The sequence below is a fragment of the Xanthomonas cannabis genome, from assembly GCF_040616535.1.
Classification (GTDB): domain Bacteria; phylum Pseudomonadota; class Gammaproteobacteria; order Xanthomonadales; family Xanthomonadaceae; genus Xanthomonas; species Xanthomonas cannabis.
Genome location: NZ_CP136580.1, coordinates 2,091,817 through 2,110,385 on the forward strand (window position 1 = coordinate 2,091,817; position 18,569 = coordinate 2,110,385).

Here is an 18,569-nt window from a genome sequence, read left to right on the forward strand (position 1 = left end):
CGTGGTCTGCCGTACCGCCAGCGGCTGGCGCCTGGGCATTTCGGTTTGACGATGCCGGGTTCGCATTCGTGTGGGAAGACATCGTTCCCCTGGACTATCGTCGCTGCCTGCGCCGCGCCGTCGTGCCGATCAGGCAGGACGCGCGGCGCACCGACCCGGCGACTGCGCAGGCCACTTTGCAAGCTGATGGCTGAGAACATGCACGTGGATGTGGTGTTACCCAATGCTGGCCCAGCGGCAAGCTGCCGGGTCTTGCGCGCAAGCGACGTCACGCTGGCGGAGCAGGGTGTCCAGTACGCGATGGGTATCTGTGCGCAAAGCGTGGGCGCAACGCATCTCAGCCTGCACATGGTCACCATTGCACCAGGCGCGCGTGCCAAACCGCATCTGCATGCGGCGCACGAAACCGCCATCTACGCGCTGACCGGCGTGTCCAAGGTCTGGTACGGCGCGGCGCTGCAGCATCACGAGGTAGTGGAGCCGGGCGATTTTCTCTACATCCCGGCCGGCATGCCGCACCAGCCCTACAACGACTGTGCGCAACCCGCGGTGGTGCTGGTGGCCAGAACCGACCCCGACACCCACGAAAGCGTGGTGCTGCTGCCCGAACTCGATGGGCTGCACACAGGCTAGGCCGGCAGGTTGCACGAAGCCTCTCGCCAATGCCCGTGATTGGGTGCGCGTGCGTTGCCGGCCTCGCCCGTCGTCACAGCGCTGCACTCACAGCCTGCGTGTGCGTTCACCGCCCCACAGCCGCAGCCCGATCACGCCACCGATCATCGCCAGCAGGATCACGTAATACGCCGGTCCCATCGGATGCTGCTTGAGCAGCATCACCACCACCAGCGGGGTCAGGCCGCCAAACACGGCGTAGCCCAGGTTGTAGGCGAACGACACGCCAGACAGGCGGATCACCGGCGGAAACGCTTCGACCATGACGCGCGGGATTGCGCCCAGCACGCCAAGCGCTGCGCCCAACAGCGCATACAGCGGGAACAGCAACTGCGGGTCGCCGGCGAAGCGATAGAACAGCCATGCGCTCACGCCCAGGAGCACGCTCCCACCCAGCAGCACGCGGCCGTTGCTCCAGCGGTCCGACAGCGCGCCGGCCACCACCGAGCCGATGGCCTGCAGCAGCACCGCCAGCAGGTTGGCCTGCAAGGCGACCGCCGCTGGATAGCCATAGGCGCTCTGCAGCAGGGTGGGGGTCATCAGCGACACCACCAGCACCGCCGCTGCCACCACCCAGGTCAGCCATAACGACAGCGCCAGGCTGCGCGGATGGTCGCGCACCACCACCTTCAGTGGCGTTTCGCGCGCCAATGCACGCATCGCCACCATCTCGGCAAACACCGGGGTCTCGTGCAGCCAGCGCCGCAGATATACCGACAACAGGCCGAAGACCCCGCCCGCCAGGAACGGCAGACGCCAGGCGTAGTCGGCGATCTCCTGCGGCGTGTAGACGCGATTGATCGCCCCGGCGCTGAGCGAGCCGAGCAGCACGCCGGCAGCCAGGCCGGCAGTCAATGTGCCGCAGGCCAGGCCCCTGCGCTGCGCAGGCACGTGTTCTGCGACGAACACCCAGGCACTGGGCACCTCGCCACCGATCGCCGCGCCCTGTAGCAGGCGCATCGTCAACAGCAACAATGGCGCGGCCAGGCCGATCTGCGCGTAGGTCGGCAGCACACCGATGGCCAGCGTGGGCAATGCCATCAGGCCGATGCTGAGCGCGAACATGCGCTTGCGGCCGAGCAGATCGCCGAAGTGCGCCATCACGATTCCGCCCAACGGACGGATCAGATAACCGGCCGCAAAAATGCCGAAGGTCTGCAGCTGCCGCGTCCATTCCGGAATGCCTGGAGGAAAGAACAGTTCGCCCAGCACCTTCGCGAAAAAGATGAAGATGATGAAGTCGTAGAACTCCAGCGCGCCACCCAGCGCGGCCAGGGTCAGCGTCCTGTAGTCGCGGCGCGTCAGGTGGTGTGGGGCGGCGGTGCCGAGAGCGTCATGCGTGTTCATGCAGCTGCGTCCTGTTGCGGGTGGTGGCGCGCCTGCCAGTCACGGCGGTCGCGGCGTGCCATCCCATGCTAGCGCGACCTGCAGCCTGGACCGGTATGCCGATTCTGTGTCGCGGTGATCGCCGATAGGATGCTTCGGTGGTCCGGACATGCCTGCGCGTCTGCGCCGGGTGGACTCATTCGCCGGGTTTTGCGCCTTCCACCGGCGCATGCGTGGCGGCTCGACGTGCCAGTACCGCTTCGCGATGCGCGATGTAGACGTTGGCGCCGATGATGATGGCCGCCCCGATCACGGTATGCCGCTCGATCGCCTCGCCGAACAGCCACCAGCCCAGCAGTGCCACCAGCGGCAGCTGCATGAAGCTGATCGGCTGCAGCGCCGAGACTTCGCCCAGCTTGAGCGCGCGCGTCCAGAACAACTGTCCGGCGGTGCCGAAGATGCCGGTGGCCACCAGCCACAGCCAGTCGATGCCCTGCGGCCAGGTCCACTGGAACAGCGCCGGTATCAGCGACATCGGCACCCAGAACACGTAGGTGTAGAACACCACCGTGTCCGAATCGTCGTTGCGCGAAAGCTGCTTGATCTGGATTGCCACGATGGCACTGATCACTGCCGCGAGCAGCGCAATCAGCAGTCCCGGGCTGAAGGTGGACGAGCCCGGGCGCAGGATCACCAGCACCCCGATAAACCCGGCTGCCACTGCCAGCCAGCGGCGCATGCGCACCTGTTCGTGCAGCCAGATCACGGCCAGCACGGTGACGAACAACGGCGTGGAATAGGAGAGCGAGATCGCCTGCGACAACGGCAGATGGCCGATCGCCCAGAACCCGCACAGCATCGAAGCCAGGCCAATCAGCGTGCGTGCGAAATAGTGCGGCAACTGACGGGTACGCGGCAGCGTCTTGCCGGGGCCAATGAGCAGCGGCAGCAACGCCAGCAGGCCGAATGCATTGCGGAAGAACGCGATCTCGGTGGTGGCGACGGTCTTGGATGCCAGCCGGATGGTGATGGCCATCAGACCGAAGGCGAGCGTGCTGATCAGCATCCAGGCAGCGGCGCGCATGGACGCCGAGGGTGCAGTCACCAATGCGCTCCGATGATGCGTGGTTCCGGCTCCAGGATCACCGAGTAGCGCTCGCGCACCGATTCGGCGATGCGTCGCGCAACGTCCAGCAGCTGTGCACCGGTTGCGCTGCCGTAATTGACCAGCACCAAGGCATGCGCCGGCGACACGCCCGCGTCGCCTTCGCGCTGGCCCTTCCAGCCGCACTGTTCGATCAACCAGGCGGCCGACAACTTGCCCTGGCCAGGCTGCTCGCCCGGATACACCGGCATGTCGGCGAAGGTGGCCTGCAACGCGGCAATCTGTTCGCTCGGCAGCAGCGGGTTCTTGAAGAAGCTGCCGGCATTGCCGAGCACGTCCGGGTCCGGCAACTTGCGGCGGCGGATGTTGATCACCGCCTGCGCCACATCGGCCGCGCCCGCCAGCTCGGCGCCCATGCTGGCCAGCTCCTCGCGGATGCCGGCGTAGTCCAGCCGCAGCTCGTGCAGCAGCGGCAGATTGAATTCTACTGCCACGATCAGGTAACGCTCGGGCTGCTGCTTGAACACGCTGTCGCGGTAGCCGAACGCGCAGTCTGCTGCCTCCAGCCGCACGAACTGCTGGCTGTGCCGGTCGAAGGCTTCCACCACCTGGATGAAGTCGCCCACCTGCGCGCCATAGGCGCCGATGTTCTGGATCGGGCAGGCGCCGACGGTGCCGGGAATCAGCGCCAGATTCTCTAGCCCCGACAGCCCCTGCTGCAGCGAATACAGCACCAGCGCATGCCAGTTCACGCCGGCACCGGCGCGGACGATGGCGTGGTCGGCGTGGTGCGCAATGATCGCAATGTCGCGGTTCTCGAAACACAGCACGCAGCCGGGCGGGTCGCCGGCCAGCAGCACATTGCTGCCGCTGCCCAGCACCAGCAGCGGTTCGCCCGCGATCTGCGGCGCTGCCAGCGCCTGTGGCAAGGCTTCGGGGGTGTGGATGCGCAGCAGCCAGCGCGCGCAGGCATCGACGTGAAAGGTGTTGAGCGCACGCAATGGCGCGTGTTCGCTCAACTGCCAGCCCGTTTGCACAGCCTCGCTCATAACGGCGACACCGCACCGCCGCTCGGCGCTTCGCGGCGGCGACGGATGGCGTCCACGCATTCGCCGATCAACGGCGGCCCGCGATACACCAGGCCGCTGTAGCACTGCACCAGGCTCGCACCGGCGGCCATCTTGGCCACCGCGTCGGCGCCGGAGCTGATGCCACCCACGCCGATCAACGGGATCGACTCGGGCAGCCGCGCGCGTAGCCGGCGCAGCACCAGGGTGGATTGCCCCAGCAATGGCGCGCCCGACAAACCGCCGGCTTCGGCGGCCAGCGGGTGATTGGCGATCAAGGTGCGGGTCACCGTGGTATTGGTGGCGATCACACCATCTACGGCCAGATCGGCCAACACGCGTGCGGCGGCATCGATGTCGCGGTCGTTGAGGTCCGGCGCCACCTTCACCAGCATCGGTACCCGCTTGCCGTGCTGGGCGGCGAGCGCTTCCTGGGTCTCGCGCAGGTCGGCGATCAAGCGGCGCAGCGATTGTTCTTCCTGCAGCTCGCGCAGGCCGGCGGTATTGGGCGAAGAGATGTTGACGGTGATGTAGTCGGCCAGTGGGTACACGCGCTCCATGCAGTAGCGGTAGTCGCTGGTGGCATCCTCGTTGGGCGTGTCCTTGTTCTTGCCGATGTTGATGCCCAGCAGGCCACCCCGCCGCCGCGCGCGCTGCACATTGGCCACCAGCGCATCCACGCCCAGGTTGTTGAAGCCCATGCGGTTGATCACCGCCTGGTACTCGGGCAACCGGAACATGCGCGGCTTCGGGTTGCCCTCCTGCGGGCGCGGGGTCACCGTGCCGATCTCGACAAAGCCGAACCCCAACGCCAGCAGGGCGTCGATGTGCTCGCCATTCTTGTCCAGCCCGGCGCCCAGTCCGACCGGGTTGGGGAACATCAGGCCGAAGGCAGGGGTCGGCAGCGGCACCGGGCGCTTGGCCAGCAGCGACGTGGTGCCGGTGCGGTAGGCGGTATCGATGGAGCGCAGCGCCAGCGCGTGGGCGCGCTCGGCATCGAGGGAAAACAGGAAGGGGCGGGCAAGCGAATACATGCGGGTCAGTTCAAACTCCCGGCAAAAATGCGGGTCTGGTAATGGAAGTCGATCAGTCCGTCGCGGGCGTGCGCATCGAACAGGGCGCGCAACGCGGCCAGCATTGGCGCGTGGCGCGGGTCGTGTGCCAGCGGCGCATACGAAGACGACAGCAACCGGCCGCGCAGCGCATCGAAGTCCAGCCGCTGGACATTGGGAAAGCGCGCCATCGCGCGAAACCCGTCGCCGAACCAGGCCTGCATGGTGGCATCGTCCTGGTAGCGTTCGGCCACGGCCGAATAATCGGTGCCGTACTCCAGCAGCAGCTGCTCGTAGCCGCGCAGGAACGCGGTGCTGTCCAGTTCGCGCGAATTCCAGTACACCGCCGCCAGGCCGCCGGGCTGCAGGATGCGTGCCCATTCGCGGCGCACTGCCTGCGTGTCGAACCAGTGGAAGGCCTGCGCCGCCGACACCAGACCCACGCTGGCATCAGCCAGGCCGGTAGCTTCGGCAGTGCCGTCGGTGGCCTGGAAGGCCGGAAACTCCGCCAGCCATTGCTGGGCCGCCGCACGCATGGCCGGATTCGGCTCTACCGCAGTGACCGCGTAGCCGGCTTCAAGAAACAGGCGGCTGGAAATGCCGGTGCCGGCGCCGATGTCGGCCACCGGCGTGGCGGGGGTGACGCCCAGGTCGTCATGCAGCCAACGCAACACCTGCGGCGGGTAGCTGGGCCGGTAGCGCACGTAAGCGGCCACACGGTCGTTGAAGCGCTGGGCAGAGGAGGGCGCAGCCATGCTCAACTGCTGGAGGCCGCCAGCCATGCCATGCCACCGAAGAACAGGATGAAGATGACGATGCCGACCAGCCACATCGCCACTGCCAGCCAGCCAAGAATCAGCCCGCCGATCGCCAGCCCGTCGCCTTCCAGGCCTTGCGGATTGCGCCGGATTTCGGCGCGCGCCAGATGGCCGGTGATGATGGCGCAGATGCTGCCGAGAAAGGGGATCAGCGTCCAGCCGAGAATGCCTGCGACCAGGCTGACGATGGCCATGGCGCTGGTCTGTCGAACGACAACGTTCATCATGAACTCCGTGAGAGTGAGCCGGCAGCCGGTCTCTGGTGACGCGATTATCCCAGAGCGGCCGCCGAAAAGGCGTGCCGTGTGCGGTGGGAACCCCTGCGCGGCCGGTCATTGGGATGTCCTGACGTGCCGAAGAGCAGGCCGGGCCGCCGCGGTGCCTTGCTAGAGCAGGGCGTGTCGGAGCAGGGCAGCCAGCCGCCTGGCATTGCCGCGATGCTGTTGTCAGTGGCGTGTCCGGCGTCGCCGCAGATGCCGAGCAGGCTGCGGCTGCGCTCACATCGCTGCGTCGCAAGCGCGCCGGACCACCGCCGGCGCACCTTGCCGCATCGATCAGAGATCGAACTTGATGCCTTGCGCCAGCGGCAGCGAATCGGAGTAGTTGATGGTGTTGGTCTGGCGACGCATGTAGACCTTCCACGCGTCCGAGCCGGATTCGCGGCCACCGCCGGTGTCCTTCTCGCCGCCAAAGGCGCCACCGATCTCCGCACCCGAGGTGCCGATGTTGACGTTGGCAATGCCGCAATCGCTGCCTGCCGCCGACAGGAACTTTTCGGCCGCTTTCAGGTTCTGGGTGAAGATCGACGAGGACAGGCCTTGCGGCACGCCGTTCTGCAGGTCGATGGCCTCATCCAGCGTGCGGTACTTCATCACGTACAGGATCGGCGCGAAGGTCTCATGCTGCACGACCTCATCGCTGTTCTGCAGCCCGGTGACGATCGCCGGCAACACGAAGTTGCCGGGGCGATCGATCGCAGTGCCGCCCACTTCGACGGTGCCACCGGCGGCCTTGGCCTTGGCGATCGACTCCAGGAATTGCTCCACCGCAGCACGGCTGTTGAGCGGGCCCATCAGGTTTGCCGGGTCGGTGGGGTTGCCGATCTTGCTGTCGAGCTGCCTGTACGCCTTGACCAGGGTGGCCAGCACGTTCTCATAGATGGATTCGTGCACGATCAGCCGGCGCGTAGTGGTGCAGCGCTGCCCGGCCGTGCCGACTGCGCCGAACACGATGCCCGGGATGGCCAGCTTCAGGTCGGCGGTTTCATCCAGGATGATCGCGTTATTGCCGCCCAGCTCCAGCAGGCAGCGGCCCAGGCGGTGGGCGACCTTTTCGGCGACCACGCGGCCGATCTGGGTCGAGCCGGTGAAGCTGATCAGCGGCACGCGCCGGTCTTCGACCAGCGTCTGCGACAGCGCCGTGCCGGCATCGTTGATCAGGAAGAAGATGTCCGGGAAGCCGGCGTCCTTCAACGCCGCATTGCAGATCTTCATCGTCGCGATTGCGGTCAGCGGCGTCTTGTTGGACGGCTTCCAGATGCAGATATCGCCGCAGATGGCCGCAAGGAACGCATTCCACGCCCACACCGCCACCGGGAAGTTGAACGCGCTGATGATGCCCACCAGCCCCAGCGGCTGGTACTGCTCATACATGCGGTGGCCGGGACGCTCCGAATGCATGGTGTAGCCGTAGAGCATGCGGCTCTGGCCCACGGCGAAGTCGGCGATGTCGATCATCTCCTGCACTTCGCCATCGCCTTCCGGCTTGCTCTTGCCCATCTCCAATGCCACCAGCGAGCCCAGTGCATCCTTGTGCGCACGCAGCGCCTCGCCACACAGGCGCACCGCCTCGCCGCGACGCGGGGCAGGCGTGGTCCGCCACACCTTGAAGGCGGCCTGCGCGCGCTGGATGATCAGCTCGTAATCTTCCGGCGTGGTCGCCTGTACATCGGCGATGACGGCGTTGGTCGTCGGATTGAGCGGTTGCAGCACGCCCGCACCGGTGGCCGACGACCAGGTCGCCTCGCCGAGGTAAGTGCCGGAATTGGACGCGGCGAGGTCGAGCGCCTTGAGCAGGTCAGCGGACATGGAATCTCCTGGAGGTCGGGACGGTCGCCCGACGGCCAAGGCCAGCCAGCGACACGGGTAGCCGCCGATTTTAGCAGGCTCCACCCGCCGCCCGCCGGCTTGGCAAGCCGGCTGAACATGCGACAATGCCGCCCTTGGCCCCGTAGCTCAGCTGGATAGAGCGTCCCCCTCCTAAGGGGAAGGTCGCCCGTTCGAATCGGGCCGGGGTCACCAGGACGGCATTGCGGTTCTAGTGGCCGGTGACGCTCGCCTCGTCCGCAATGCTGTTGAGCACCGCAAGCTGTTGTGCGGACAGGTGCAGCCCGGAGGCGGCAAGGTTTTCGCGCAGGTGGGGCACCGACGAGGTGCCTGCGATGACGAGAATATTGGGCGAGCGCTGCAGCAGCCAGGCGAGGGCGACCTGCTTGGGTGTGGCGCCTGCGTCCTTGGCAACCTGCGACAGCGCGTCCGATTGCACCGGTGAGAAACCCCCCAGCGGGAAGAACGGGACATAGGCCACGCCCTGGTCGTTGAGTGCGTCGATAAAGGCGTCGTCGTCGCGTTTGACCAGGTTGTAGTGATTCTGGACGCAGACGATCTTGGCCAGCTTTTCGGCTTCCTGATACTGGGCGGGCGTGATATTGCTCAGGCCGATGTGGCGCACCAGTCCTTCGCGTTGCAGCTCGGCCAGACAGGCCACCGGTTCGGCGATCGCGCTGGTGTCGGTGTCCATCATCGCGCCCAGGCGCAGGTTCACCACGTCCAGCGTTTCCAGGCCAAGACTGACCAGGTTGTCCTGCACCTGGCGTCTGAGGCTTGCAGGAGACCGATCGGCATTCCAGGAGGCGTCGCTGCCACGGCCGATGCCGATCTTGGTGACGATCCGCAACCCGTCGGCGTATGGGTGAAGTGCTTCGCGAATCAGCTGGTTGGACACATGCGGGCCGTAAAATTCGGCGGTGTCGATGTGGTCGACGCCCAGCGCAACCGCCTCCTTCAACACGGCCAGCGCTGCGGCCTTATCGCGGGGTGGCCCCCACACATGCGCTCCCGGCAGCTGCATCGTGCCGTAGCCCATCCGCTTGATGGAGATGCCGGTGCCGGGCAGGGTAAAGGTGCCGCCAAGACGTGTGTCGTTGTTCATTGCTGTTCCTAGAGGGGATGGGTGACGGGTCGCTGCGGTGAAACGTGGAGATGCCGCGGCGTGCGCGCGCTGGTAGTGCAGGTGACTTGATCTGACAGCCCGGAAGCGGTGCGCTGGGGACTGCCGTCTGACCGTGTGTGCAATCTAGGGCGGCCGGTGCTGTGCGACAATCCGGTACAAAGCGAACGGCTTGTACGGAAATTCGAACAATGAGCGGTCGGCTGAGCGATATGGAGAGCTTTGTCCGGGTTGCGCGGGCAGGCGGCTTCCGCGAGGCGGCGAAAAGCGCCGACGTGAGCGCATCCAACCTGAGCGATGCGGTGAAGCGGATGGAGGCGTGGCTGGGCGTACGGCTGTTCAACCGCACCACGCGCAGCGTGGTCTTGACCGATGCGGGGAAGGCACTGTTGGCGCGCATCGAGCCTGCGCTGATCGAACTCGATAGCGCAACGGAGGTCATCAGCGCTTTCCGGGACACGCCGGCCGGCACCTTGCGGCTCAACGTGCCGGTCAGTGCTGCGCGCCTGGTCCTGCCGCGGATTCTGCCGGCTTTCATGGCGGCCTATCCGGATATCAGCGTGGAAATCCTGACCGAAGAAAATTTCGTCGACGTGATCGCCGCAGGTTGCGATGCGGGCATCCGTTATGGCGAGCGTCTGCAGCAGGACATGGTGGCCATGCCGATCGGCCCGCGCGTGCAACGCATCGCAACCGGGGCGTCGCCGCAGTATCTGGCGCGCCACGGACGGCCACACCATCCGCGTGAGTTGCTCGACCACGATTGCATCCGTGGCCGCTTCCCCAGCGGCGCCATGGCGGACTGGGAATTCGAGCGGGACGGTGAGGTGGTCACCATCATCCCGCAGGGGCAGTTGCTGGTGGAGATCGGCGGCGGCAGCGATCTGGCCGTGCAATCAGCGGTGGCGGGGCAGGGAATCGTCCACCTGTTCGAGGAATGGCTGCAGCCCCACTTCGATGCCGGCACCCTGGAACCAGTATTGCAGCCCTGGTGGCAGCCGTTCCAGGGCCCCTACCTGTATTACCCGAATCGCAACCTGTCGCCGCCGGCGCTCAGGGCATTCATCGATTTTGTCAGGACGTTCGAAAACGGCCCGGCGGTTGGGGCAGTGCATGCTGCTCCGCTACCTACAGCCAGTGCAACGAAGCGGAGCGCGCAAGCTGCGCAGCGCAAGGCGCGCGACAAGCCGCCGTCCTGAACAAGGCGGCGTCGCATCGTTCGCATCGGCGGCGGTGGCCATCGGGCACGTCGCAAAGGCTGCAATGGCCAGCATGCAGCGTGGCTGGCATCAGCGATGCCGTAGCACGCGGACACCGACCGGCTTGGCGGACTTGTCCATCGAGACGCTGGAGATGCGGCTGTGCCGAAGCAGGCTGCCCAACTGTTCGGTGGCGCCCAGGCGCTGGTCGACTTCCGGCTCGGCCACGGTGCGCGGGCGCTTGCGCTTGTCGGCGTTGGCAAAGCGCAGGCGGTTGTACTCGGCCCAGCCGACCGTGGTGACGGCGGCCATCAGCGCGATCACCGGCAGCGCGCCCAGCGCGAACGGGTCGATGGCGTTGTGGCGCAGATACAGCTCGGTATAGGCACTGCGCAGGCCAAAGAACCAGGCAAGCAGCGTTGCCAGCGGTGCCCACAGGTAGAAATAGACCATCCACGCGCCGGCGGTGGCGGCACCGTAGGCGAGACGGCGCGAGCGGCCCAGACGTTGCGGCAGGTTGATGATGGGCGGTGTCATTGAATTCCTCGGTCGGGGCTTTTCCAGCGGGCACGCGTATTGCGGCGTGCAATGAGGGCGCGGGGGAAGGCGATGACTGCAGTCATCATGCCGATCATCCAGAACGCAGCGGGGTACCAGATCACCCAGAAGAACTGGCGTGCCAGTCCTTTTTCGTAACGGCGTTCGATCATCAGGCTGGTGCCGAACTGCAGCAGGCAGACCACCGCCAGCACCAGGCCATGCCAGCGCGGCAGGATGGTGTCGACATACAGCGCAGGCGGCATCGCGATGAATTTGCCCAAGGCCCACAGCACGATGATGAAGAGCATCACATAGGCCCAGATCAGGCTCAGCGCGTACTCCAGCAGGACTGCCCACATGCGACGGCTGCGCCAGGCCAGCGCGCGACGGCCATGGCTGAGCAGCACTTCGACGCCGCCGCGGGCCCAGCGCAGGCGCTGCATCCACAGGCCGCGGAAGGTTTCCGGCATCAGGATCCAGCACAGTGCGTTGGGTTCGTAGCGGATATCCCAGCCGTCCAGCTGCAGGCGCCAGGAGATGTCGATGTCTTCGGTGACCATGTTGTCGGACCAGAAGCCAACGTGGTGCAGGGCCGAGCGACGGAACGCGCAGATCACACCGGAAACGGTGAACAGGCGGCCATACACGCGTTGCGCGCGCTTGATCAGCCCGACGATCGCGGAGAACTCGCCCACCTGCATGCGGCCCATCAAGGTGGTGCGGTTACGCACACGCGGGTTGCCGGTGACCCCGCCCACGCGTGGGCCGGACACCAGGTGACCCACCATCCAGCGCGTGGCATTCGGGTCCAGGATCGCATCGGCATCCACGCACACCAGATAGTCCGAGCGCGCTGCCAGCGTGCCCACGCGCAGTGCGTTGGCCTTGCCGTGGTTCTGTTCCAGGTGCACCACCCGCAGGCGCGGATACTGGTGAGTGAGGTCGTCGAGCACTTCGGCGGTGCGATCGGTGCTGCCGTCGTTGATCGCGATGATCTCGAAGTCCGCATACTGCTGCGCGCTCATCGCCGCGATGGTTTCGGCCACGTGCTTGGCCTCGTTGTAGCAAGGCATCAGCAGCGATACGAACGGTTCGCTGGCCATCGGCGGCGGCTTGGACGGGCCCGGCGTGCCGCGTTCGCGCCGCAGGTAGTAGTAGATCCCGCCGATCATCCAGAAGAACGCCATGATGATCGGGTAGAAGAACGCAAAGTTGAACAGGGCGGCCAGTAAGAGGCTGGTCGTCATCGGTCATCGCTCGAGATAGGGGAATTGGCGGGCCGACATGGCTTCGCGCGCTTCGGGCAGAGACGGATGGCCGCCAATGAAATCGTCCGGGTAATACGCCAGGTGACGCACGCCTGCCGCCAGCAGCAGTCTGGTCTGCGCCAGCAGCACGCCCTCGGGCAACGGTTTGCCGGTGCGCCAATCGACGGTCTGCAGTTCGAACATGGTTTTGTCGAAGCCGCGTGGCTGTTGTCCGACGCGCCTGGCCAGCTCGCTCAGCCACTGCTGCGGGTCGTCGGCATTTTCCATGTATGGCATCGCCATCAGCGCGGTGTAGTCGTAGGCGGCTGCAAAGGCATCCAGGCGCTGCGCAAACCAGGCCTCGCTGTGCGGCTCCAGCACCGGCTGCGCAAACAGGTTGCGCACCGTCACCAGCTTCGGGCGCCAACGTTCTGCGGCTGTCTTCAGCTGCTGGGTGAAGCCGATCAGCGCCTGGGTGCGTCGTGCCGGATCGCCGCCGCCATAGGCCGGCAGCTCGTCATCGCGCAGGTAGGCATCGTCATGGAACAGCAGGCCTTCGAAGTAGGCATTGGCAGCGAGGTCTTCGTAGATGTCGGCCACCAGTGCGCGCGTGCGCGGGTTGCTCGGATCCAGCCGCGGCACGTCCTTGGGGTCGTTGCCGCGGACCTGCAATGCGGCCTGTTGCTGCGCATCGGGCAGGTGGAAGCCAAGCACCGGCAACCAGGCGAACACACGCACGCCGGCGCGGGTGCGCAGCTGCCAGGCGACGCGCCCGAACAGGTCCGCGCGCATCGGCAGATGCCGGTTGGGGAAATACAGCGCATCGGCGGCGCCATCGCCATCCGGGTCGGCGAAGGCCTGCAGGAACACATGACTTGGCCCGATGTCCTTGACGCGCTGAACCAGGATGTCGAGGTTGCGCGCCAGCTGTGCGGGGTCCGGGTCGTAGACGTAGTCCAGATCGATCTGCATGGCGCGCAGGCCATCGCGCGACAGGTCGCGGCGCAATTCGCCGGCCAGGTCGCGCACATCGGGGTTGTTGAACAGCAACAAGCGCCCGAGGCTGGCCAGCGACTGGCCATCCACGCGGTCGCGCCCCTGCTGGCCGATATCGGCTTCGTGCGAGCGGCCTTCCAGGTCGAAACTGAGCGTCATGCCCAACTGCGCGGCAATGGCGTTGCTGGCGCGGTTGTAGGCGGCATACGGCCACACCATCGCCCGCGGCGGCTTGCCCAGATGCGCCACGATGGCATCGCGGCTATGGCGCAGGTCGGTCTCGATGCGCCGGCGATAGTCGGCTTCGTTTTCATAGCCGCTGTCTGCATGCCACTCGCGCGTCACCGCAGCAGGCGTCTGATTGCCGAACGGGTTGCCGGCGATGCCCTTGTGCAGGTCATCGCTGTGCGAGCCGATTTCGACCAGGCCGCTGTCCTGCATTTCGCGCAGTTGCGCCCAGGTCACGAAATCGTCGCCGGTGAAATCGCGTGGGCCGTAGGGCACGACCTTGCCTGCAGGCAGTTCGACCCAACTGGTCACCGGCGCAACGAGCGCGGGGTAGCCGTAGGCCTGCAACAACGGAAACACGCGGGTGTAGACGCTGCGCAAGCCATCGTCGAAGGTGAGCAACACCGGCCGCGACGGCAATGCGCGACGGCCGGCACGTGCGTCCAGCACCTGCTGCACGCTCACCGGGTGATAAGCGTGCGAGCGCAGCCAGTCCAGATGCGCAGCAAAGTTGCTGGTGGATACCGCGTAGCGATCAGGGTCGCCCTTGGCCGCGACGTCGTCGCGAATGTCGTGGTAGCTGAGCACCAGCAGACCCGCGTGTGCCGACGACGCAAACGTCATCAGCAGCAACGCGAGCAGCAATAGCGGCAGGCGGATCAAGGCGTACCTCCCCATCGGAAATCCAGGTCCAATCCAAGTTGGTGTTCGCGCCGGCCGTCGTAGACCGGGCGCGACCAGCTCACGCCATACGTCAGTGCGCTGCCATCGCCCAGCGACCATAGATGCCGGTACGCCACGGCAGGAACCCATTGGCTGCCGAAGCCGGACTGGTAGGTCGGGCCGGCGGTCACGTCCAGGCGTTGCCGGAAGGCTGCGTCGTAGCGGCGCCAGCCGATCTGTTCGACACGCACCCCTGCGGCCACGCCCATGCTTCGACGTGGGTTGAAGTAGTCGACCACGCGGTCGTCGTGCGCACGCCCGGCCGAGGCGGCAAACAGCCCGTCGACCAGCACATGCGGGCTGGCCCACAGGCGTTGGCTGCCCGAAAGATCGAGCTGATCGCGCCGGTTGCCGTCGCTGTAGCGCAGCTGGCGCGCCTGCAGCTCCCAGCGTGTTTCATCGCTTGGCGTCCAGCGCAACGTGGCGCCGATGCTGTCGCCGGTGATACCCAGGCGACGGGCCTGCAACGAGGCGTCCGGATCGCGTGTGCGCCAGGCCACGCTGCCGTACCAGGCATCGGAAAAGCGCCAACCCGCATCCAGCGTCCAGGCGGTGCCATCGCGATCGAAATCGTCCAGCGCCCGGCCGCCGTACGCGCTGAGGTCCAGGCGGTCGTAGCCGTAATGCGTGCCCAGCCAGAAACTGCGGTAGCGCACACGGGTGTCCTGAAAATCGGCCCAGTCGTCGCGCGCGCGCAGGCCCACTCGCCAGCGCTCGCCGAGCAGGGGCGATTCGGCTTCCAGCAGCGAACTGCCGAAATGGTTGCCGAGCGGCGAAATTGCCGTGGCGCTGTTGTCGTTATCGCTGCGTCCCCAGGCATGGCTCAGATGGACCTGCCACCCGCGCTGACGTTCCAGCGATGCCCCCAGCCGCTGCAGGCCGACATCGTCGGGATACTCGGCGCGCAAGGCGGTGAACTGGGTATCGGCCAGGTCCAGGCGATCGAGGTCGCGCTGGTTTTCGACCATGCCACCGCGTGCCTGCTTTTGATGCGGGTCCAGCGTCAACGCCATCTGATTGCGCTGCAGCGCCTGCGTGGTATGGCCGCGGCGCGATTCGATGGATGCCAGCGCGGCCTGCAGTTCGGCATTGTCCGGCCCGATGGCCACGCGTTCGCGCAGCAGCTGCTCCGCGCCGCGGTTGTCGTTGGCTGCCGAGCGCGCGGTTGCCAGCGCAACATCGGCGCTGAAGCGGTCCCAGTTTTCATAGCCGCTGGACGCACCGGCACGCCGTGGCCACGGCGCCTGGCTGGCCGCCAATCGTTCGAACAGCGGCATCGCCTGATCGAAGCGTTCCTGCTCCAGCAATGCATACCCCAGCAATACCTGCGTGCCGAAGTCGTCGGGCGTGTGCTTGAGTGCTTCGCGCAGTACGCCCTCTGCCTCGGCGGGGCGGCGCAAGCCCATCAGCGAGTCGCCCACGGTAGGCAGCACGTAGCTCGGGACATCGACGCCGTCTGCGCGCAGCGCCTGGTAGTTTGCAACCACATCGCGGTGGCGCTGACGCTGGTTGAGGGCGACCAGGCTGTCCACGCGCAGGCGCGTGGCTTCCCAGGCGACCTGCGGCGGCGCATCGCGTTGGATACGCGCCACATTGGCCAGCGCCTGGTCGGTCTCCGCGTAGCGGTGCGCGGCATCGACCGGCTCGGCACTGGCCCAACCAATCATGCGCGCCACGCGATCATTGTCGAGGCGCTCGCGCTCCTGCGGCGAAAACCAGTCCGGATGACGCCACACCGCTTCGGCGGCCAGCTGCGCGCTGCCCAGATCGGCGAGGGTGAGCGCACGCATCGTGTACGCCCCCTTGTCGCGCGGGTCGTTGCGCAGCACGCGTTCGTAGATGGCCAACGCGTCCGCATAGCGCTGCTGGCCGCGCAGTTGCTCGGCCTGCTGCATGGGTGTCGGGGCGATGGAGGCGTCAGTCACAGCTGCCGGCCGCACTTCTCCGCTGTGCGCCAGGGGCACACATGCGGCAAACAGAGCGAGGCTGAGCAGGGGAGTGAGTGCGCCTGTGTGGTCAGGACGACCGCGCTGCACGTGTCGGTGCAAACAGGGAAAGGGGGAGATTCACAAGCAGTCCTGGCTATGAAGAGCGGCGATACTGCGTATGCCCATGTAAAGCAAATGTCATCACGATGTTTACGCGATGTTCATCGCATGGGTTCGCTTGATCTAAGTGCGCAAGTCAGCACACTTACGGCGCGTCCGGAAATTCGGATGCAGCGACGATGTGATCGGGGTTCTGTTGGGTGTCGTCAGCGCTGCGGATGTGCATCGGAGCCGTGCACCGAGGGCGGCGTTCTCGCCCTATGTGCTGAAAGGCATTCCTCGAATTTGCTTTATAACGGCGCGTTGCCGGAAGTTAGTCTCAAGAGAGTGTCCGTTGACGCGCGGGCGCACCTGCACCGCGCCGTTGAACTGCACTTTTTAAGTGACTTTGATCACATAACGAGATTTGTCGGGATTTCCTTACAGGGTGGCCCCTACACGGCGCGTTGACCTGTTCTTAACACTGCATCACAGTTGCGCCGCACTCACTGGTCCGACGGGTTGTGCCGCCGTTTTGGCGGCCAGGACGGTGGTGCGAGCGACGGCGTGTCGAGGCGTGGCCGTTGCACGGGGGCATGACTGATGTGGACGCGATCGGCGGCGTTGGCGCTGGCGGCTTGCCTATGGGCGATCGCCGGGCCGGCGGCTGCACAACAATCGGCACCGACCAGCCTGGACCGGCAGGAGCAGCTGCGCCAGGCCGAAGAGATCCAGCGTCGGCAGGAGCAGGAGCGCCAGGCGCCCTTCGCCGGGCCGCGCGACGACGCCGAGCGTGTCGATGCGCGCAGCACGCTGCTGCCGGCGGAAGAGCTGTGCTTTTCGATCACCCGCGTGCGTTTGTCTGGTGCGGGCGACGACGCTGCGCGCTTCGCGTGGCTGTGGAAATCGCTGCGCCGTTATGAGGGACGTTGCATCGGCCGCGCCGGGGTCGACATCATTCGCCGCCGCGCACTGGACCAACTGGTCGCGCGCGGCCTTGTCACCACCCGCATCGGCATCCCCGAGCAGGACCTGTCGCGCGGCGAATTGCGCCTCGAACTGATGCCCGGGCGTCTGCGTGCGGTGCGCGTGGTCTCCGATACCGGTGGCGCGCACTGGAAAACGGCCTTGCCGTTGCGCAGTGGTGACCTGCTGGACCTGCGCGCGATCGAACAGGCGGTAGAACAGTTCAAGCGCCTCCCATCACAGGATGCCAAGATCGACATCGCCCCGGGCGACGCACCGGGCGAATCGGATCTGGTGATCACCTTGCAACATGGGCGACGCTGGCGCGGTGTGGTCAACGCCGAGGATTCGGGCGTGGAAGCCACAGGGCGCGTGCAGGGCGGGCTGGATGTGTCGCTGGACAATCCGCTGGGTCTCAACGACCTGCTGAGCATCGGCTACAGCCACGATCTGGCCACCCGCGACGAAGAGCGCGGCACGCGTGGCAACAGCCTGAGCTACAACCTGCCGTGGGGATGGTGGACGCTGGCGTTGTCGGCATCGTCCTATCGCTATCACCAGCGCGTCGATGGCTTCTTGCAGACCTTCCAGTCCAGCGGCGAATCGAGTAACGCGCAACTGGATATCCAGCGCGTGCTGCACCGTGATGGCACCAGCAAGACCTCGGCCGGGGTCACCATCGGCCGCCGGCGGGCGCGCAGCTATCTGGATGGCGTGGAAATCGGCATCCAGCGGCGTGACACAAGCAGCGCGGAGTTCTACTTCACCCATCGGCGCTATCTGGGCGCGATGCAGCTGGACGTACGCCTCGCGCATCGGCGCGGTACGCCGTGGTTCAACAGCCAGTGGACCGGGTACGACCCGCAGATCGGCTTCCCCACGTTTCGTTATGGCGTCACCACGCTGGATGTCAGCACCGCATTACCGTTCAAGCTGGGCCCGGTGCCGATGGCATGGGAAAGCAGTCTGCGCGCGCAGACCGCCGGCGAACTGTTGCTTGGCTCCGAGTTCGTCACCATCGGCGGCCGTTACAGCGTGCGCGGATTCGATGGTGAAGCGACGCTGGGTGCGGAAAAAGGCGCGTACTGGCGCAATACCCTGAGTTTTCCGGTGCAACGGATCGGCCTCACGCCTTACCTGGGGCTGGATGCGGGCCGCATCGATGGCACCAGTGCCAGCGGGCTGCGCGGTCGCAGTCTGGTGGGCGGGGCATTGGGTCTGCGTGGCGGCTGGTTCGGCGCCAGTGTCGATGCATTTGCCGGCTGGGCGATCCATCGCCCCGACGGCTTTGGAAGTGCGCAGCCGGCCTACGGCGCGCGGGTGATCTACCAGTTCTGACATGGATCGTGCTGCCAGCCGGCAGTGCGCGAGTTGA

General features: G+C 66.2%; 14 protein-coding genes, 1 tRNA gene and 1 pseudogene. 4 read left to right on the top strand and 12 right to left on the bottom strand.

The window, feature by feature from the left end; all coding sequences use genetic code 11:
• Positions 1-252 precede the first annotated feature (252 nt).
• A complete protein-coding gene (locus RZV17_RS09020; protein WP_355608761.1) occupies positions 253-633 on the top strand; it encodes a cupin domain-containing protein in 381 nt (126 codons plus the stop codon).
• Positions 634-720: 87 nt separating this feature from the next.
• Here RZV17_RS09020 and RZV17_RS09025 read toward each other — a convergent pair whose 3' ends face one another.
• The 7 genes from RZV17_RS09025 to RZV17_RS09055 all read right to left on the bottom strand — a co-directional run bounded on the left by RZV17_RS09025 (position 721) and on the right by RZV17_RS09055 (position 8,127).
• The gene (locus RZV17_RS09025) at positions 721-2,019 is read right to left on the bottom strand and encodes an MFS transporter (protein ID WP_355608764.1); all 1,299 of its coding nucleotides are present in this window, start codon (positions 2,017-2,019) and stop codon (positions 721-723) included.
• Positions 2,020-2,194: 175 nt separating this feature from the next.
• Positions 2,195-3,106 (bottom strand): DMT family transporter, encoded by a 912-nt coding sequence (locus RZV17_RS09030; RefSeq protein WP_039404409.1) that lies wholly within the window; start codon positions 3,104-3,106, stop codon positions 2,195-2,197.
• Positions 3,100-4,152, bottom strand: a complete 1,053-nt coding sequence (murB, locus tag RZV17_RS09035; protein ID WP_166752998.1) for a UDP-N-acetylmuramate dehydrogenase — start codon at positions 4,150-4,152, stop codon at positions 3,100-3,102. Before murB ends, RZV17_RS09030 begins: the two co-directional genes overlap by 7 nt.
• Positions 4,149-5,204, bottom strand: a complete 1,056-nt coding sequence (locus RZV17_RS09040) for a quinone-dependent dihydroorotate dehydrogenase (protein ID WP_047697863.1) — start codon at positions 5,202-5,204, stop codon at positions 4,149-4,151. The genes murB and RZV17_RS09040 overlap by 4 nt, the downstream gene beginning before the upstream one ends.
• 5 nt (positions 5,205-5,209) lie before the next feature.
• Entirely contained in the window at positions 5,210-5,977 is a 768-nt protein-coding gene (locus RZV17_RS09045) for a class I SAM-dependent methyltransferase (RefSeq protein WP_166745215.1), read from the bottom strand.
• Between the two features lie 2 nt (positions 5,978-5,979).
• Positions 5,980-6,264 (bottom strand): DUF4190 domain-containing protein, encoded by a 285-nt coding sequence (locus RZV17_RS09050; RefSeq protein WP_039404416.1) that lies wholly within the window; start codon positions 6,262-6,264, stop codon positions 5,980-5,982.
• 330 nt (positions 6,265-6,594) lie between these two features.
• Positions 6,595-8,127 carry an aldehyde dehydrogenase family protein gene (locus RZV17_RS09055; protein ID WP_355608768.1) on the bottom strand — a complete coding sequence of 511 codons (1,533 nt, stop codon included), beginning with the start codon at positions 8,125-8,127 and terminating at the stop codon, positions 6,595-6,597.
• Positions 8,128-8,263: 136 nt separating this feature from the next.
• Here RZV17_RS09055 and RZV17_RS09060 point away from each other — a divergent pair.
• Positions 8,264-8,340, top strand: a tRNA-Arg gene (locus tag RZV17_RS09060).
• 16 nt (positions 8,341-8,356) lie between these two features.
• Here RZV17_RS09060 and RZV17_RS09065 read toward each other — a convergent pair.
• Positions 8,357-9,250 (bottom strand): oxidoreductase, encoded by an 894-nt coding sequence (locus RZV17_RS09065; RefSeq protein WP_166745212.1) that lies wholly within the window; start codon positions 9,248-9,250, stop codon positions 8,357-8,359.
• Positions 9,251-9,480: 230 nt separating this feature from the next.
• On the opposite strand from RZV17_RS09065, the pseudogene RZV17_RS09070 reads away from it, so the two are divergent.
• Positions 9,481-10,359: pseudogene (locus RZV17_RS09070) on the top strand (LysR family transcriptional regulator); the annotation flags it as partial.
• A 198-nt stretch (positions 10,360-10,557) separates the two neighbouring features.
• On the opposite strand, the gene pgaD reads toward RZV17_RS09070, so the two are convergent.
• From pgaD to pgaA, 4 genes are read right to left on the bottom strand one after another with little or no spacing between them, the layout of a single operon-like run.
• On the bottom strand, positions 10,558-11,004 hold the full coding sequence (gene pgaD, locus RZV17_RS09075; RefSeq protein WP_047697859.1) for a poly-beta-1,6-N-acetyl-D-glucosamine biosynthesis protein PgaD: 447 nt from the start codon (positions 11,002-11,004) through the stop codon (positions 10,558-10,560).
• Positions 11,001-12,254: a poly-beta-1,6-N-acetyl-D-glucosamine synthase gene (gene pgaC / locus RZV17_RS09080; protein WP_047697858.1), complete on the bottom strand. Its 1,254-nt coding sequence runs from the start codon at positions 12,252-12,254 to the stop codon at positions 11,001-11,003. The genes pgaD and pgaC overlap by 4 nt, the downstream gene beginning before the upstream one ends.
• A 3-nt stretch (positions 12,255-12,257) precedes the next feature.
• Complete coding sequence (gene pgaB, locus RZV17_RS09085) at positions 12,258-14,156, bottom strand: poly-beta-1,6-N-acetyl-D-glucosamine N-deacetylase PgaB (protein ID WP_104581808.1); 1,899 nt, start codon at positions 14,154-14,156, stop codon at positions 12,258-12,260.
• Complete coding sequence (pgaA, locus tag RZV17_RS09090; protein ID WP_355609278.1) at positions 14,138-16,096, bottom strand: poly-beta-1,6 N-acetyl-D-glucosamine export porin PgaA; 1,959 nt, start codon at positions 16,094-16,096, stop codon at positions 14,138-14,140. The genes pgaB and pgaA overlap by 19 nt, the downstream gene beginning before the upstream one ends.
• 735 nt (positions 16,097-16,831) lie before the next feature.
• Here pgaA and RZV17_RS09095 point away from each other — a divergent pair.
• Positions 16,832-18,532: a ShlB/FhaC/HecB family hemolysin secretion/activation protein gene (locus tag RZV17_RS09095; RefSeq protein WP_355608773.1), complete on the top strand. Its 1,701-nt coding sequence runs from the start codon at positions 16,832-16,834 to the stop codon at positions 18,530-18,532.
• Positions 18,533-18,569: the final 37 nt, after the last annotated feature.

Bases quoted from the DNA above. Each gene is read 5' to 3' on its own strand.
- RZV17_RS09025 (WP_355608764.1), bottom strand. From the start codon at position 2,019: ATGAACACGCATGACGCTCTCGGCACCGCCGCCCCACACCACCTGACG.
- murB (WP_166752998.1), bottom strand. From the start codon at position 4,152: ATGAGCGAGGCTGTGCAAACGGGCTGGCAGTTGAGCGAACACGCGCCA.
- RZV17_RS09040 (WP_047697863.1), bottom strand. From the start codon at position 5,204: ATGTATTCGCTTGCCCGCCCCTTCCTGTTTTCCCTCGATGCCGAGCGC.
- RZV17_RS09045 (WP_166745215.1), bottom strand. From the start codon at position 5,977: ATGGCTGCGCCCTCCTCTGCCCAGCGCTTCAACGACCGTGTGGCCGCT.
- RZV17_RS09050 (WP_039404416.1), bottom strand. From the start codon at position 6,264: ATGAACGTTGTCGTTCGACAGACCAGCGCCATGGCCATCGTCAGCCTG.
- RZV17_RS09055 (WP_355608768.1), bottom strand. From the start codon at position 8,127: ATGTCCGCTGACCTGCTCAAGGCGCTCGACCTCGCCGCGTCCAATTCC.
- RZV17_RS09065 (WP_166745212.1), bottom strand. From the start codon at position 9,250: ATGAACAACGACACACGTCTTGGCGGCACCTTTACCCTGCCCGGCACC.
- pgaD (WP_047697859.1), bottom strand. From the start codon at position 11,004: ATGACACCGCCCATCATCAACCTGCCGCAACGTCTGGGCCGCTCGCGC.
- pgaC (WP_047697858.1), bottom strand. From the start codon at position 12,254: ATGACGACCAGCCTCTTACTGGCCGCCCTGTTCAACTTTGCGTTCTTC.
- pgaB (WP_104581808.1), bottom strand. From the start codon at position 14,156: ATGGGGAGGTACGCCTTGATCCGCCTGCCGCTATTGCTGCTCGCGTTG.
- pgaA (WP_355609278.1), bottom strand. From the start codon at position 16,096: ATGCAGCAGGCCGAGCAACTGCGCGGCCAGCAGCGCTATGCGGACGCG.
- RZV17_RS09095 (WP_355608773.1), top strand. From the start codon at position 16,832: ATGTGGACGCGATCGGCGGCGTTGGCGCTGGCGGCTTGCCTATGGGCG.